Here is a 14095-nt window from a genome sequence, read left to right as displayed (position 1 = left end):
CCGTGAGAGTGGGGCGATTGCACATCGCCCCGCTCAAGGTACTGCTGACCATGAACTATCAGTTGAACTTTGCCGCCGTGTGGCGCGATTTCGACACCTTGCTGGCGGGGCTCGGTCTGGGCCTCGAACTGGCATTGGTGTCGATCGCCATCGGCTGCGTGATCGGCCTGCTGATGGCGTTTGCCTTGCTTTCCAAGCATCGTGCCTTGCGGGTGCTGGCTTCGGTATACGTCACGGTGGTGCGTAACACGCCGATTCTGGTGTTGATTCTGTTGATCTACTTTGCCTTGCCGAGTCTCGGAATTCGGTTGGACAAGATTCCTTCGTTCATCATCACGCTCTCGTTGTATGCCGGGGCGTACCTGACCGAAGTGTTCCGTGGCGGCTTGCTGAGCATCCCCAAAGGCCAGCGCGAAGCGGGACTGGCGATCGGTCTCGGCGAATGGCAGGTCAAAGCCTACGTCACCGTGCCGGTGATGCTGCGCAACGTGTTGCCGGCGCTGTCGAACAACTTCATCTCGCTGTTCAAGGACACCTCGCTGGCTGCCGCGATCGCAGTGCCGGAACTGACCTACTACGCGCGCAAAATCAACGTCGAGAGCTACCGGGTGATTGAAACCTGGCTGGTGACCACGGCGTTGTATGTCGCGGCCTGTTACCTCATTGCCATGCTGCTGCGTTACCTCGAGCAGCGTCTGGCAATCCGCCGATAGGAGGCTGCGATGTACGAATCTCCCAGTTGGTTGCATGAATTGTGGGTCGCCCGTGAACCGCTTTGGCAAGGTTTTCTGACCAGCGTGCAAGTCTCGGCGCTGGCGATCCTGCTCGGCACGATGCTTGGCGTCGTTGCAGGTCTGGTGCTGACGTACGGCAAGTTCTGGATGCGCGCACCGTTCCGTTTTTACGTCGATCTGATTCGCGGCACGCCGGTGTTTGTGCTGGTGCTGGCCTGCTTCTATATGGCACCAGCGCTGGGATGGCAGATCAGTGCGTTTCAGGCCGGTGCGTTAGGACTGACGCTGTTCTGCGGATCCCACGTTGCCGAAATTGTCCGTGGCGCGCTGCAAGCGTTGCCACGCGGGCAGATGGAAGCGAGCCAGGCCATCGGCCTGACGTTCTACCAATCCCTCGGCTATGTGCTGTTGCCTCAGGCGTTGCGGCAGATCCTGCCGACCTGGGTCAACTCGTCGACCGAAATCGTCAAGGCCTCGACCTTGCTCTCAGTGATCGGCGTCGCCGAATTGCTCCTCAGCACCCAACAGATCATCGCCCGGAACTTCATGACCCTGGAGTTCTACCTGTTCGCCGGTTTTCTGTTCTTCGTCATCAACTACGGCATCGAGTTACTCGGCCGGCACATTGAAAAGCGGGTGGCCTTGCCATGACTGAAGCTCAAGTTTCCAACGTTCAAAACGGCCAGCCGCTGCTGGACATCCGTGGTTTGCACAAGCAGTACGGCGCAGTCGAAGTGCTCAAAGGTGTTGACCTGAGCATGCAGCGCGGCAACGTGGTGACGCTGATCGGCTCCAGCGGTTCGGGCAAGACTACGCTGCTGCGCTGCGTGAACATGCTCGAAGAGTTTCAGGGCGGGCAGATCCTGCTCGACGGCGAATCGATTGGCTATGACGAAAGCAACGGCAAGCGCATCCGGCACGCTGAAAAGGTCATTGCTCGCCATCGCGCTATGACGGGCATGGCGTTTCAGCAATTCAATCTGTTCCCGCATTTGACCGCGTTGCAGAACGTCACTCTGGGCCTGCTCAAGGTGAAGAAGATGCACAAAGACGAAGCCGTCGTCCTCGCCGAGAAATGGCTGGAGCGCGTCGGATTGCTGGAGCGGCGCAATCACTTTCCCGGCCAGTTGTCCGGCGGCCAGCAACAGCGCGTGGCGATCGCCCGGGCAATCGCGATGAACCCGAGCCTGATGCTGTTCGATGAAGTGACTTCAGCCCTCGACCCGGAGCTGGTCGGCGAAGTGCTCAACGTGATCAAGGGCCTGGCCGAAGACGGCATGACCATGCTGCTGGTGACCCACGAGATGCGTTTTGCCTTCGAGGTCTCGGACAAGATCGTTTTCATGAATCAGGGGCGGATCGAAGAGCAGGGGCCTCCCAAGGAGCTGTTCGAACGCCCGCAATCGCCGCGTCTGGCTGAGTTTCTGAAAAGCACGCGGTTCTAATCTTTCGTTTTGTAACCAGGAGAAATACCCATGAGCATTACTCGTTACGGCACCGGCAGCACCGCCGCTGGCGGCCAGCCACGTCCATTCGCCCGCGCTGTCGAAGCGGATGGCTGGCTGCATGTGTCCGGGCAGGTGCCGGCGGTGGATGGCGAGATCATTGTTGGCGGCATCGTTGAACAGACCCACCAGACCATGAAGAACCTGATCGCGATTCTCGAAGAGGCCGGTTATGGCCTGGAAGATGTGGTGCGTGCCGGTGTGTGGCTGGACGATCCGCGTGATTTCAGCAGTTTCAACAAGGTCTTTGGTGAGTACTTCAAGCCCGAGCACGCCCCGGCGCGGGCCTGTGTGCAGGCGAGCATGATGGTGGATTGCAAGGTCGAGATCGATTGCATCGCCTACAAGAAGAAGGCCTGAAAACACACTGATCGTTCCCACGCTCTGCGTGGGAATGCCTCACGGGACGCTCCGCGTTCCAAGGGACGCAGAGCGTCCCGGGCTGCATTCCCACGCGGAGCATGGGAACGATCATTAGCGGTAAACTCCCGGCGACTTTGAATGGGAACCACTGAAATGACCGAAGACACCATCAAGCGCCGGGCCCGTGGTCTGGACCGGGCGTTCGATATCCTCGATTTCCTCAAGGAGATCGGCCAGCCGCTGCGCCCGAACGACATCGCCAACGGCATCGGCAGCCCGAAATCCACGGTCTACGAACTCGTCGCCTCGCTGCTGGAACGACGGATCCTGGAGCCGGTGGGCAAGGACGGTCATGTCTATCTGGGTCGCCAGTTGTACTTTCTCGGCCAGGCGCATCTGCGGCATTTCGACCTCAGTCGCGAGGCCGATCACGCCTTGCAGGAGATCGTCAGCCAGACCCGTGAAACCGCGCAGATGTGCCTGCTCAACGGGCGCAAATACACGGTGGCGTTGATGAAGGAGGGTGAGCGGCATTTCCGTATTTCTTCCGATATCGGCGAAAACGCGCCGATCCCGTGGACCGCTTCCGGGCGTCTGCTGCTTGCACACTTGAGCGATCAACAGATCATCGACCTGATCGACGAAGACGACTACATCCTGCCCGACGGCGAGCGCCTGCCACTGGAGCGTTTTCTTGCAGAAATTCGTCAGGCCGGCATCGATGGGTTTTTCTCCTTCGACAGTGTCGCCGACACCTTTACCCATTGCTTCGCCGCGCCGGTCAAAGACCGCCACGGCGTGGCCATTTGCACCTTGTGCATCGTCGCCCCACGGGCCGATGCGAAGAACAATTACAACGACTATCGCCGGGTTCTGATCGAGAGCGCCAATAGCCTCGCCCGGCGTATCAACGAATAAACGCGGCTGCCTGCGGCTGCGACTGTGAGGAGTTCGACCATGACGACTGCCAATACAAACGCTGTGGAAAAGGGCAACGCTGCCATCGGTGCGCATCTGGCGCGTGACGTCAGCCTGCCGGCGCTGGTGCTGCATCGTGAATCACTGGAGCACAACATTCGCTGGATGCAGAAGTTCGTCAGCGACAGCGGCGCCGAACTCGCGCCGCACGGTAAAACCAGCATGACGCCAGCGCTGTTCAAGCGTCAGCTCGATGCTGGCGCGTGGGGTATTACCCTCGCCAGCGCTACGCAGACGCGTGCCGCTTACGCGCAAGGCGTGCGCCGCGTGTTGATGGCCAACCAGTTGGTCGGCACGCCGAACATGGCGCTGATTGCCGATCTGCTGGCCGATTCGTCGTTCGATTTCTATTGCATGGTCGATCACCCGGACAACGTCGCCGATCTCGGCGCCTACTTCGCCTCGCGTGGGGTGAAACTCAACGTGATGATCGAGTACGGCGTGGTGGGTGGCCGTTGCGGTTGCCGCAGCGAGGAGGAAGTCATCGCGCTGGCCAGGGCGATCAACGCGCAACCAGCGCTGGCCCTGACCGGTATCGAAGGCTACGAGGGCGTGATTCACGGCGACCACGCAGTCAGCGGCATTCGCGAATTCGCCGCGTCGTTGGTGCGTTTGGCGGTGCAGTTGCAGGACAGCGGCGCGTTCGCGATCGCCAAGCCGATCATCACCGCTTCCGGCTCGGCGTGGTACGACCTGATCGCTGAATCGTTCGAAGCGCAGAACGCGGCCGGGCGTTTCCTCAGCGTGTTGCGTCCGGGCAGTTACGTGGCCCATGACCACGGCATCTATAAGGAAGCGCAATGCTGCGTACTCGATCGCCGCAGTGACTTGCACGAAGGCTTGCGTCCGGCGCTGGAAGTCTGGGCGCACGTGCAGTCGTTGCCGGAGCCGGGATTTGCGGTGATCGCGCTGGGCAAACGTGACGTGGCGTATGACGCCGGTTTGCCGGTCCCTTTGCAGCGTTACAAGGCTGGCGTCGTGCCGGCGGTGGGCGATGATGTCGGTGCGTGCAAGGTCACGGCGGTGATGGACCAGCACGCGTTCATGACCGTGGCGCCGGGGGTTGAATTGCGCGTGGGTGACATCATTTCCTTTGGCACTTCGCACCCGTGCCTGACGTTCGACAAGTGGCGTGTAGGGTTGCTGGTGGATGAGCAGTTGTCGGTGATCGAGAGCATGGAGACTTGTTTCTAAAGCTTCAGACCGAGTCGTGGCCAATCGCTGGCAAGCCAGCTCCCACAGGGTTCAGTGTTGATTACACCATCTGTGAACGACATCAATCCATGTGGGAGCTGGCAAGCCAGCTCCCATAGGGGGCAGTGTTGATTACAAAATCTGTGAACGACCTCAATCCTTGTGGGAGCTGGCTTGCCAGCGATGAGGCCAGATCAGACACCCGCGAATCATCAGAGACAGCTCACATGAACACCTTCAGCCCCAACGGGCACAAAACCCCGCGCATCGCCCTGATCGGCGAATGCATGATCGAACTCCAGCAGCGCGCCGACGGTAGCCTGCAACAGAGTTTCGGCGGCGACACCCTCAACACCGCGGTCTATCTCTCGCGTGCCTTGGGCAACAAGGCGCAGGTTGATTACGTCACCGCACTGGGCGATGACAGTTTCAGCGACGCCATGTGCCAGATCTGGTCGGACGAAGGCATCGGCCTCGATCTGGTCCAGCGTTTACCCGGTCGTTTGCCCGGCCTGTATTGCATCCAGACCGATGCCAACGGCGAGCGGCGTTTCCTCTATTGGCGCAACGAAGCCGCTGTGCGCGATTGCTTCACCACGCCGGCAGCCGAGCCGATTCTGGCGGCATTGGCGGATTACGACGTGCTGTATTTCAGCGGTATCACCCTGGCGGTGCTCGGCGCGAAGGGGCGGCAGCGACTGATTCAGACCTTGATCGAAGCCCGGCGGCGCGGTGCGCGAGCGGTTTTCGATAACAATTACCGACCTCGCCTGTGGGCCTCGCGCGAGGACGCGCAGGCGGCCTATAACAGCGTCCTGCCCTATGTTGACGTGGCGTTGCTGACGGTGGATGACGAGCAGGCATTGTTTGGTTATGCCGACAGCGACGCAGTGCTCGAGGCTTACGGAACGATAGGTACGCCGGAGGTGGTGCTCAAGCGCGGCGCCGAGGCGTGTCTGATTCTGTGCGATGGCGAGACGTTTGAAGTGCCGGCGCAGAAGGTCGAAAAGGTCGTGGACACCACGGCGGCGGGGGATTCGTTCAGTGCGGCGTATCTGGCGAGTCGATTGTCGGGCGGCAGTCCGGCTGAAGCTGCCGAAGCGGGGCATCGCTTGGCGAGCCGGGTGATTCAAGTGCCGGGGGCACTGATTCCCAGAACCTGAAATGCGAGCCCTGTAGGAGCTGCCGAAGGCTGCGATCTTTTGATCTTGATCTTGAAAATAAGATCAAGATCAAAAGATCGCAGCCTCGTTTCACTCGACAGCTCCTACAGGTAAGCGCTGATCAATCCCGGTAAAACACCTGCACCAGGTGATAGCCAAATTTGCTCTTGATCGGCCCATGCACCGTCCGCAGCGGTTTTTTGAAAATCACCGCATCAATCGCGCCGACCATCTGCCCTGGACGCACTTCACCCAGATCGCCGCCGCGCTTGCCTGACGGGCAAGTGGAAAATTTCTTCGCCAGCACATCGAACGCCTCGCCTTTGGCAATGCGTTGTTTGAGCTGTTCGGCTTCTTCGGCAGTTTTCACCAGAATGTGGCGGGCTTGGGCTTTCATCGTGCGATACCTGATAACGGGGTGACGGCGGGGCGCGGGATTATGCCTCAAGTCACGCGGTTTGGTTGATCATCGTGCGGATCTTGTTGGACAGCAAATCCAGGGCGAACGGTTTGGCGATCATGTCCATGCCCTCTTCAAGAAAGCCCTGACGTTCGGCGGCGATCTGCGCATAACCGGTCATGAACAGCACTTTCAGCCCCGGTCGATGCTGGCGGGCAATTTCTGCCAATTGCCGGCCATTCATGCCCGGCAAGCCGACATCAGTGACCAATAGATCCACGCGCAAATCAGACTCCAGCAGCGCAAGGGCTGCCGTGGCATCCACCGCCTCGAAGGCTCGATAACCCAACTCCTTGAGCAAATTGAGCACCAGCATGCGCACGGCCGGGTCGTCTTCGACGATAACCACGGTTTCCCCGGGCGTCGCCGTGGACGGTTCGCTGACCGCAGCCTCGGTTGCCTGCTCTGGCGTTTGCAGGTACAGACGCGGCAAGTAAAGACGCACACAGGTGCCCTGATCCGGCCGGCTGTCGAGGCTGACATGGCCGCCGGACTGTTGGGCGAAACCATAAATCATCGAAAGCCCCAGGCCCGTGCCCTGACCGATTGGTTTGGTGGTGAAGAACGGATCGAACGCCTTGGCCAGCACCGAAGGTGTCATGCCGGTGCCGTTGTCACTGACGGCCAGCATCAGATAGTCGCCAGCCTTGACCGGTTCGAGGGTAGTGATGTCGGTGCCATCGAGGTAAACGTTTGCCGTCTCAATCAGCAGTTCGCCGCCGTTAGGCATGGCATCCCGGGCATTGATCACCAGATTGAGCAACGCGTTTTCCAGTTGGCTGACATCGGTGCTGACCGGCCACAGGTTGTCGGCCAGTTGCAGCTTGAGTTCGATCGGATCGCCTTTGGTACGGCGGATCAAATCTTCCAGCGAATGAATCAGCTCGTTGACATCCAGCTTCTTGCGATCCAGTGATTGGCGCCGCGAGAACGCCAAAAGACGATGGGTCAAAGCCGCGGCGCGGTTGGCGGACGAGACGGCAGCGTCGGTAAATCGGCCGATTTCGTCGGCCCGGCCATCGGCGATATAACGCTGCATCAAGTCCAGGCTGCCGATAATGCCGGTGAGCATATTGTTGAAGTCGTGCGCGATGCCGCCGGTCAACTGGCCAACCGCTTCCATCTTCTGCGCATGCCGCAACGCATCTTCGGCGCGTTCGCGCTCGAACATTTCATTCTGCAAACGCTGATTGGCCTGAGCCAGCTGCTCAGTGCGGGCGCTGACGCGTTCCTCAAGGGTTTCATTGAGATTGCGCAGGGCTTCTTCGGTTTTCTTGCGTTCGGTTTCATCGATCACAAAGATATAGAAACCGTTCACCGCACCGTCCGCCCCGTGGCGCGGCAAATAATTCATCAGGGCATGACGACTGCTGCCGTCGCGGTGGTTGGTGTACAGGCTGAACGAGCAGGGCCGGCCTGCCAGCGCTTCGGCGATGTACGGCGCGCGCAGAAAGTAGGCTTCTTCGCCGATCACGTCGCGAATGGTGCGGCCATAGAGTTCTTGCGGGGTGAGCCCGTACCAGTCCAGATACGCCGCGTTGTTCAGGCGGAAACGTTCCTCGCGGTCGACGTAACTGATCAGAATCGGCATGGCATTGATGATCAGCTGCAACTCGGTCTGACTTTGGCGCAAGGCCTGCTCGGTGTGTTTGCGCTCGGTCAGGTCCAGCGCCGCGCCGAGAAAACGCATGGGCCGGCCGTGATGATCCTTGTAGCAGCGTCCTCGCGCGAACACCCAGCGCAATTCACCATCAGGCTGGAGCAGGCGATATTCCTCGGCGTATTCGGTGCCGTGGGTGATGCAGTGCTTGATGCTGCGCGCCACCATCGCCCGGTCTTCGGGATGGACACCATGCAGGTAATCACTGATCGGCAACTGCCCGGCCCGGGTGGGATCGACACCGTGCAACTGAGCGAAATGCGCGTCTGCGATAAAGCGATCTTCGCCAATGTCCCAATCCCAAGTGCCGACGGCATCGGTGGCGGCCAGGGCCAGTTGCAGGCGTTCTTCGGTTTCGCGCTGGGCCTTGAGGCTTTCTTCGGAACGCTGTTGCAGCTCGAGGGCGATGCGCCGGCGCTCGTTGGTTTCAATGGCGGTGACCAGAATGCCGGCCACTTGCGCGGTTTCGTCGCGAATGGGGCTGTAGGTCAAATCCAGCCAGAAGTCGGATTCTTTCCCCTCACGCTGCAGGCTAAAGCGCCGTTCGCTGTAGGTGCGCACCTGGCCTTGTAGGACGGCGCTGTAAATCGGGTCGGTAAAGTCGCGAAGTTCCGGCCATATCTGGTGTGCCGGTTGTCCGAAAGCGTGCGGATGCTTGCTGCCGGCGAGCATGGCGAAGCCGTTGTTGTAGATTTGCGTGAGCTGCGGCCCCCATAACAACAGCATCGGCATCGGCGAGTGAATGACGATATCCACCGCGGTGCGCAGGCTTTGTGGCCAATTGGCGGAAGCACCCAGCGGACCCTTGCTCCAGTCGGTGCGGGCGATCAAGGCCTGAGCGTCATCATTGGTGGGTACAGCATTCATCACGTAAGTCCTGAGCGTCGTTCGGTAAGGCGGCGTCTACTATCCTTCAGGAGGGTAGACGCTCAACGCCGCGCTGCGTCACGACAGCGGGGCACGTCTGAATATTGAATGCTTCGCAGGTGTTTTTTGCCATGGAAATAGATGCACTGTTAACACGTTTGGCCAGTCAGCATGGCTCGGATCTGTTTTTGTCGACGGGCGCGCCACCCAGTGCGCGCTTTCAGGGCGTGCTGACGCCGCTCGGTGAACAGCCGTTCAAACCCGGCGAAGTCACGGCGATTGCGCATGCTCTGATGGACGTCGAGCAACGACGGGAGTTCGACCGGGATCTGGAAATGAACCTGGCCATCTCACGCACCGGCATCGGGCGCTTTCGGGTAAACGTGTTTAAACAGCGCAATGACGTCTCGATCGTGATCCGCAACGTCAAGCTCGACATTCCTCGTTTCGAAGACCTCAAGTTGCCGCCGGTACTGCTCGAAACGGTGATGCTCAAACAAGGCCTGATCCTGTTTGTTGGCGCCACCGACTCCGGCAAGTCGACATCGTTGGCGGCTCTGATCGATCACCGCAATCGCCACAGCAGCGGGCACATCATCACCATTGAAGATCCGATCGAGTATATCCATCGGCACCGGCATTCGATCATCAATCAGCGTGAAGTCGGGGTCGACACGCGCAGTTTCCACGCCGCGTTGAAAAATACCCTGCGTCAGGCACCGGACGTGGTGCTGATCGGCGAGATTCGCGACCGCGAAACCATGGAGCACGCACTGGCGTTTGCCGAAACCGGGCATTTGGTGTTGTCGACCCTGCATGCCAATAACGCTAATCAGGCGCTGGATCGAATCATCAATATGTTCCCCGAAGAGCGACGACCGCAGTTGCTCAATGCGTTAGGTAACAACCTGAAAGCATTCGTTTCGCAACGGTTAGTGCGTACGGTGGACGGGCAACGAAGGGCGGCGGTGGAGGTGATGCTGGGCACGCCGACCATTGCCGATCTGGTGCGGCGCGGTGAGTTCGATGAACTCAAGCCAATCATGGAAAAGTCTACGGAACTGGGCATGCAAACTTTTGACGGGGCATTGTTCGGATTGGTCTGCGAGGGGGCAATCAACGAATCCGAGGCGTTAAAAAATGCCGACTCAAGCAATAATCTGAAGTTGCGTTTAAAGCTTGCCGCAGACGCACCAAATGCTATTGACTCAAAGTCGGGAGAGTGGGGTTTGATGGGCTGAAGTGGGTTGTTGATTGCTGTTGCAAGTGGGTGTTTGCAATGCCGTTAAACATTTTGCGAGTGGATCGTTTTTAGTGGAGTAAGTACAACGTCATCGAGCTGAGTTGTTCAGCGCTTAACTTGATGGGGTGAATTATGAGTGCGGCTAAAAGAAATAAGGGATTTCAAAGTTCAACAATGGCGCTGGCCGAGTGGAGACGAATAGCTCAGGCCGAAAAGATTGAGCGCAAAAGAGTCTTGGCTGAGCTAGAGGTGGCGCTAGGGCTGTATGAAGATGATGAAGTCATTTCCTGGTTTTATCACGAGATTGATTTGCAGGAAGGCTCGTCGCTGTACGAAGTTTATAACCCCGGCAAACTCCTGCTGAATCAGTTGCTTCAAACCAGTCCGGTACGTAGTGCGATCACTCAAGTAAGGGGCGAGTACGAATCGACATGTGTAAAGCCAAGTGGAGCGCTGGATACGCTAACCGATATCGGTTGGAAAGATTTGGTTGCGGCGGGTTACTTTGACTACAGTCAATCGACACGTGTTGAGCTGAAACTTATTGCAGACATCGCCAAAGTGGCAGGCGGATATATCTGGCCAAGTCTTGAAATACGACTGGATCAATGGTTTGAGTTTCATGAAATAACCTTTCCTCAGACCAAGGCGCAAGTCCGAGGGCTTATCGATTTTTTAAAATTTGACCCGTACGTAGACGAACCTGGTAATTACTGGGAGCTTTTCGAAGTAGATGACCACGCGTCCGTCACGTTATCCGCAGAACAGTTTTCGGCTATTCGCCAGGCAACGGCCAAGCTGACGCCTGGAAAACGTCTGCTCACGGTTTTGCATGGTTTTGCCCCAGGGCTGGCGGTATCACAGGAAAATGCCGCGCAGCGCATCACCGACTGTGTCCGCTCGCCACAGGCTTTGGCTCTCGCCAAGCGTTATCTGGCAGAGTTGGGCTGGTTCGGCAACAGTAGCGGGCAAGAAGTCTCGGAGAACATGCTCCGGCAATTGCTGGTGACGGCGATTATTCTCGAACTGCATCCGGCGATCGAGCGATTGCAGCGGCGCAAGAGTATCTTCGGCTTTGAGCTGTATGGTCCGGCCAATGTTGATCGTCATTCATCAGTGGTCTGTGAGCAATTGACGGCGGTTCTACGGGGAACACTGAATATCGACCCTGAACTGGCGCCTGTGGCGACCCATTTGATACTGGCGCGCATGGCACCGGAGTTACTGGTCAGAGACATTCCCAAGTCAATCAACCTTGGATCGATTGCCTGGATCAATTTCTCTCGTGGGGTCGCATTGGTGGAGGCGGCAAAGGCAGGTGCGTCGCGGGTTCTGACCCATGGGCAGGTCATGGCCTACGCCGACCTGGAGCCGGTCAGCGATGCACAGAAACACTTGCGCGAACTGGCCATGATTGACCCGATCGTCAACTGGTCGCTGCTCAACCAGATTGTCACGCCGATTGAACTCGAGCAGGCAGAGGTAACCAGTACTCAACGTGCGATCGAAGCTTTCGAGCAGCACTCGGAAAAATTCGTCCAGATAGCCCGGGCATTTTCGACCGCTTTACCCAGCCGCGCCAACATTGCCCGTGCAGCTTTGCGAGTCGCTGCGCCGGGCTGCGACACACTGGATGAAAAAGCACTCTCCGAGGAGGGTGGGCAGCAAGTCATGTCCATGGTCGATCTGCATCAATCGGGCGATCTGGTCACTGCCAAGTGGGATCGGCGTACCGTGTATCTGATCACTAACGGCATACCCCGACCGCCCATCAACTACAACCCTTCGGGTATCAGCCTCTACAAGCGTTATCCAAAATTACTCAAGCTCACTTCCTGTGACGAAGAGATGGATCGTCAGTTGGCCGTGCATCTGAAGGACCTCAATGGTGCCATGTCGTCGACCGTGAAACTCGCGTTGGCACTGATGCCCGAGGAGGATTCGCGTGCATTCCTGAGTGCGCAGATACACTTCTTCACGGTGCGTGGATCGGCGATTTACAAGGTAAGCCGTCGTGCCAGCGCCGCCATCGGCACTGACCAGGAAAGAGAAACACAGCAAAGCCGAGATGCTGCAACCGGGCGTTTCGGCCTGGTGATGTGGGTGTCCTGCAATAACACCATTACCTGTTACGAGCTATTCACTTCCCGCGGAGAGTTCAGAAAGAACAACGTATTGGGTGAGTTGATTGTTCGCGAACGGAAAATGGAACAACGGTCGAGAATGAGCCGCACGGCCAATTTGACCCTGCAGCAATCGCTGACGTATCCGCAAAATCTGCCGCTCAATCTCAATCGTTATACCCATGCTGTTGCAGAAGACCCTTCGGTCACCAGCAGCATGGCGGTCATCGATTATTTCGGCGAGTTGCCTGCCCCCGCGAAAGCTGCAAATCCCAAGCAGGGTTTTTATCAGCGCTTCAATGATCCAAACATTGCCCGTGTCGCCGAGTTCATCGTCAGCCATCGTCCGTTCCTGCATGCCCAGGAACTCAGGGAACTTGTTCGTATACCAACGCCTCTTGAGAGCGGCCGCGAGGAAGGCGAGCGACTGATCACCTATTTCATCGACCTGGTCGTGCCGTTCAAGAAGTGCATCGAGGACATCGCCTCCGGTGAGCATGACAAGATGGTAGATGGGGCCTACGGCTGTTTGATGGACGGTATTGGCCTGATTGGAACGGTGGCGGGGGCCGGTGCGAAAGTATTGAGCATTTCTGCCAAGGCTATATCCACGACGTCAAAAGCAGCGAAGTTGACGAAACTGGTGTTCACTTCGGCCGTGTCGCTGTTTAACCCGATAGACGGCGTGCCCAGTGGCCTGCAAGCGGGTGCGAAGCTCGCACACAAAGGCCTGCTGCGCTTCAATAGAAAAACCCATGAGCTACTCACCAAGGCGAACCGACAATTGCACACACTCGGTGGCCGCCGACGCCCCTGGGATTTGATTGAAAGCGCTGGCCGCACGCAATGGGGGCTGGGCAGTTGGCGTCCCCGTGGTGCCGCGAGCGACGCTGTTATGGTCGTGGCCGCGCGCCGTGACAATAAATGGTTCGCCCTGGATCGTCGCGGTAACCTGTGGGGCAAACCGTTGAATGGTTTCTCGTTTGACGGCCCTTTGCGGTTGCCTTACACACCGAAAACCCTGCCGGAAAGTTACACGCGAAGGTTTATCGAGACGAGCCTGCCCCTTGCTCGCGCGAAGATCGACAATGCGATTGCCGCTTTTGATCGGCTTGAACTCAAGCAGCATTGCAGCCGAATCATGAAGGCATTATTCGGCGACACTTCATCGGTAGCCACCGAGCGTCTGGTGAACTATCTGCGGTTTATCCGCTTCGATTTTGCGGGCTTTTCCCTGAGCAACATTGTGCTTGATGCAATCAAGGAGCAAAGCACCCTCGCGGCGTTTGATGTGAACAGTTACAACCGCTGGAAAAATGCAGATGCCAGCAACAGAACTGATATCGCGTTTGTTGAAATCTACACAAAGAACCTGAACAAACACTTCGTCAGCCTGGGCTTCAACCATGACGTGGTAGCCGATGACCTGATTCATGAACTGTTCCATGCCAGCGCGCAAACCGACGATATCGGCTACGCCATTGATGCACAGATCGGCAGCGAAAGTGGGCAAACGGTTGATGTGGCTGCCTTACTGAATATTGCCTCGGGTTGCCTGCCGGTGTCAGAGGAGGCAACGGCCTGTTATTCAGCCTCCAAAGCCTTTGAAAATGCCGATTCCCTGGCAGTGGCAACCTCATTGCTAAGCCAGCTCTGCACAGACAAGGCCACGTTCGAGCGCAACATGATGAGGATCAACCTGGCCATCGCAGCCAGTGGTGGCAGGGCCATTGTCGATCCGGTCCTCATCACCTTGAACAAACCGGTGTGATTGCGCCAGCGGTTGCTTGACGCAAGGCCTCCGC

General features: G+C 58.0%; 11 protein-coding genes. 9 read left to right on the top strand and 2 right to left on the bottom strand.

From position 1 onward, the window contains the following. Window positions 1-50: 50 nt before the first annotated feature. The 7 genes from AC3Y64_RS15345 to kdgK all read left to right on the top strand — a co-directional run bounded on the left by AC3Y64_RS15345 (window position 51) and on the right by kdgK (window position 5937). Entirely contained in the window at window positions 51-713 is a 663-nt protein-coding gene (locus AC3Y64_RS15345; protein WP_003225455.1) for an amino acid ABC transporter permease, read from the top strand. 9 nt (window positions 714-722) lie between these two features. Beyond that, window positions 723-1385 carry an amino acid ABC transporter permease gene (locus AC3Y64_RS15340; protein ID WP_008078016.1) on the top strand — a complete coding sequence of 221 codons (663 nt, stop codon included), beginning with the start codon at window positions 723-725 and terminating at the stop codon, window positions 1383-1385. After that, a complete protein-coding gene (locus AC3Y64_RS15335; protein WP_489984318.1) occupies window positions 1382-2179 on the top strand; it encodes an amino acid ABC transporter ATP-binding protein in 798 nt (265 codons plus the stop codon). Before AC3Y64_RS15340 ends, AC3Y64_RS15335 begins: the two co-directional genes overlap by 4 nt. A gap of 30 nt (window positions 2180-2209) precedes the next feature. Next, complete coding sequence (locus tag AC3Y64_RS15330) at window positions 2210-2599, top strand: RidA family protein (RefSeq protein WP_007912330.1); 390 nt, start codon at window positions 2210-2212, stop codon at window positions 2597-2599. A 156-nt stretch (window positions 2600-2755) separates the two neighbouring features. Beyond that, window positions 2756-3520, top strand: a complete 765-nt coding sequence (locus tag AC3Y64_RS15325; protein ID WP_489987977.1) for an IclR family transcriptional regulator — start codon at window positions 2756-2758, stop codon at window positions 3518-3520. Between the two features lie 39 nt (window positions 3521-3559). After that, on the top strand, window positions 3560-4774 hold the full coding sequence (locus AC3Y64_RS15320) for an amino acid deaminase (RefSeq protein ID WP_489984317.1): 1215 nt from the start codon (window positions 3560-3562) through the stop codon (window positions 4772-4774). Between the two features lie 227 nt (window positions 4775-5001). After that, complete coding sequence (kdgK, locus tag AC3Y64_RS15315; RefSeq protein ID WP_489984316.1) at window positions 5002-5937, top strand: 2-dehydro-3-deoxygluconokinase; 936 nt, start codon at window positions 5002-5004, stop codon at window positions 5935-5937. Between the two features lie 121 nt (window positions 5938-6058). Here the strand turns inward: kdgK and AC3Y64_RS15310 are convergent, their stop codons facing one another. Further along, window positions 6059-6334 (bottom strand): peptidylprolyl isomerase, encoded by a 276-nt coding sequence (locus tag AC3Y64_RS15310; protein WP_007912322.1) that lies wholly within the window; start codon window positions 6332-6334, stop codon window positions 6059-6061. A gap of 52 nt (window positions 6335-6386) precedes the next feature. After that, complete coding sequence (locus tag AC3Y64_RS15305) at window positions 6387-8924, bottom strand: PAS domain-containing hybrid sensor histidine kinase/response regulator (protein WP_489984315.1); 2538 nt, start codon at window positions 8922-8924, stop codon at window positions 6387-6389. Window positions 8925-9055: 131 nt separating this feature from the next. On the opposite strand from AC3Y64_RS15305, the gene AC3Y64_RS15300 reads away from it, so the two are divergent. Together AC3Y64_RS15300 and AC3Y64_RS15295 are read left to right on the top strand one after the other, a co-directional pair. Continuing rightward, window positions 9056-10165 (top strand): PilT/PilU family type 4a pilus ATPase, encoded by a 1110-nt coding sequence (locus AC3Y64_RS15300; protein ID WP_489984314.1) that lies wholly within the window; start codon window positions 9056-9058, stop codon window positions 10163-10165. A gap of 134 nt (window positions 10166-10299) precedes the next feature. Then, on the top strand, window positions 10300-14061 hold the full coding sequence (locus AC3Y64_RS15295; RefSeq protein ID WP_489984313.1) for a hypothetical protein: 3762 nt from the start codon (window positions 10300-10302) through the stop codon (window positions 14059-14061). The last annotated feature ends 34 nt before the right edge of the window (window positions 14062-14095 follow it).

The organism is Pseudomonas sp. 4CAES_32.4 (assembly GCF_058136335.1).
Note: the sequence above shows the minus strand (reverse complement) of the source record. Positions and strands in the feature narration are given on the sequence as shown.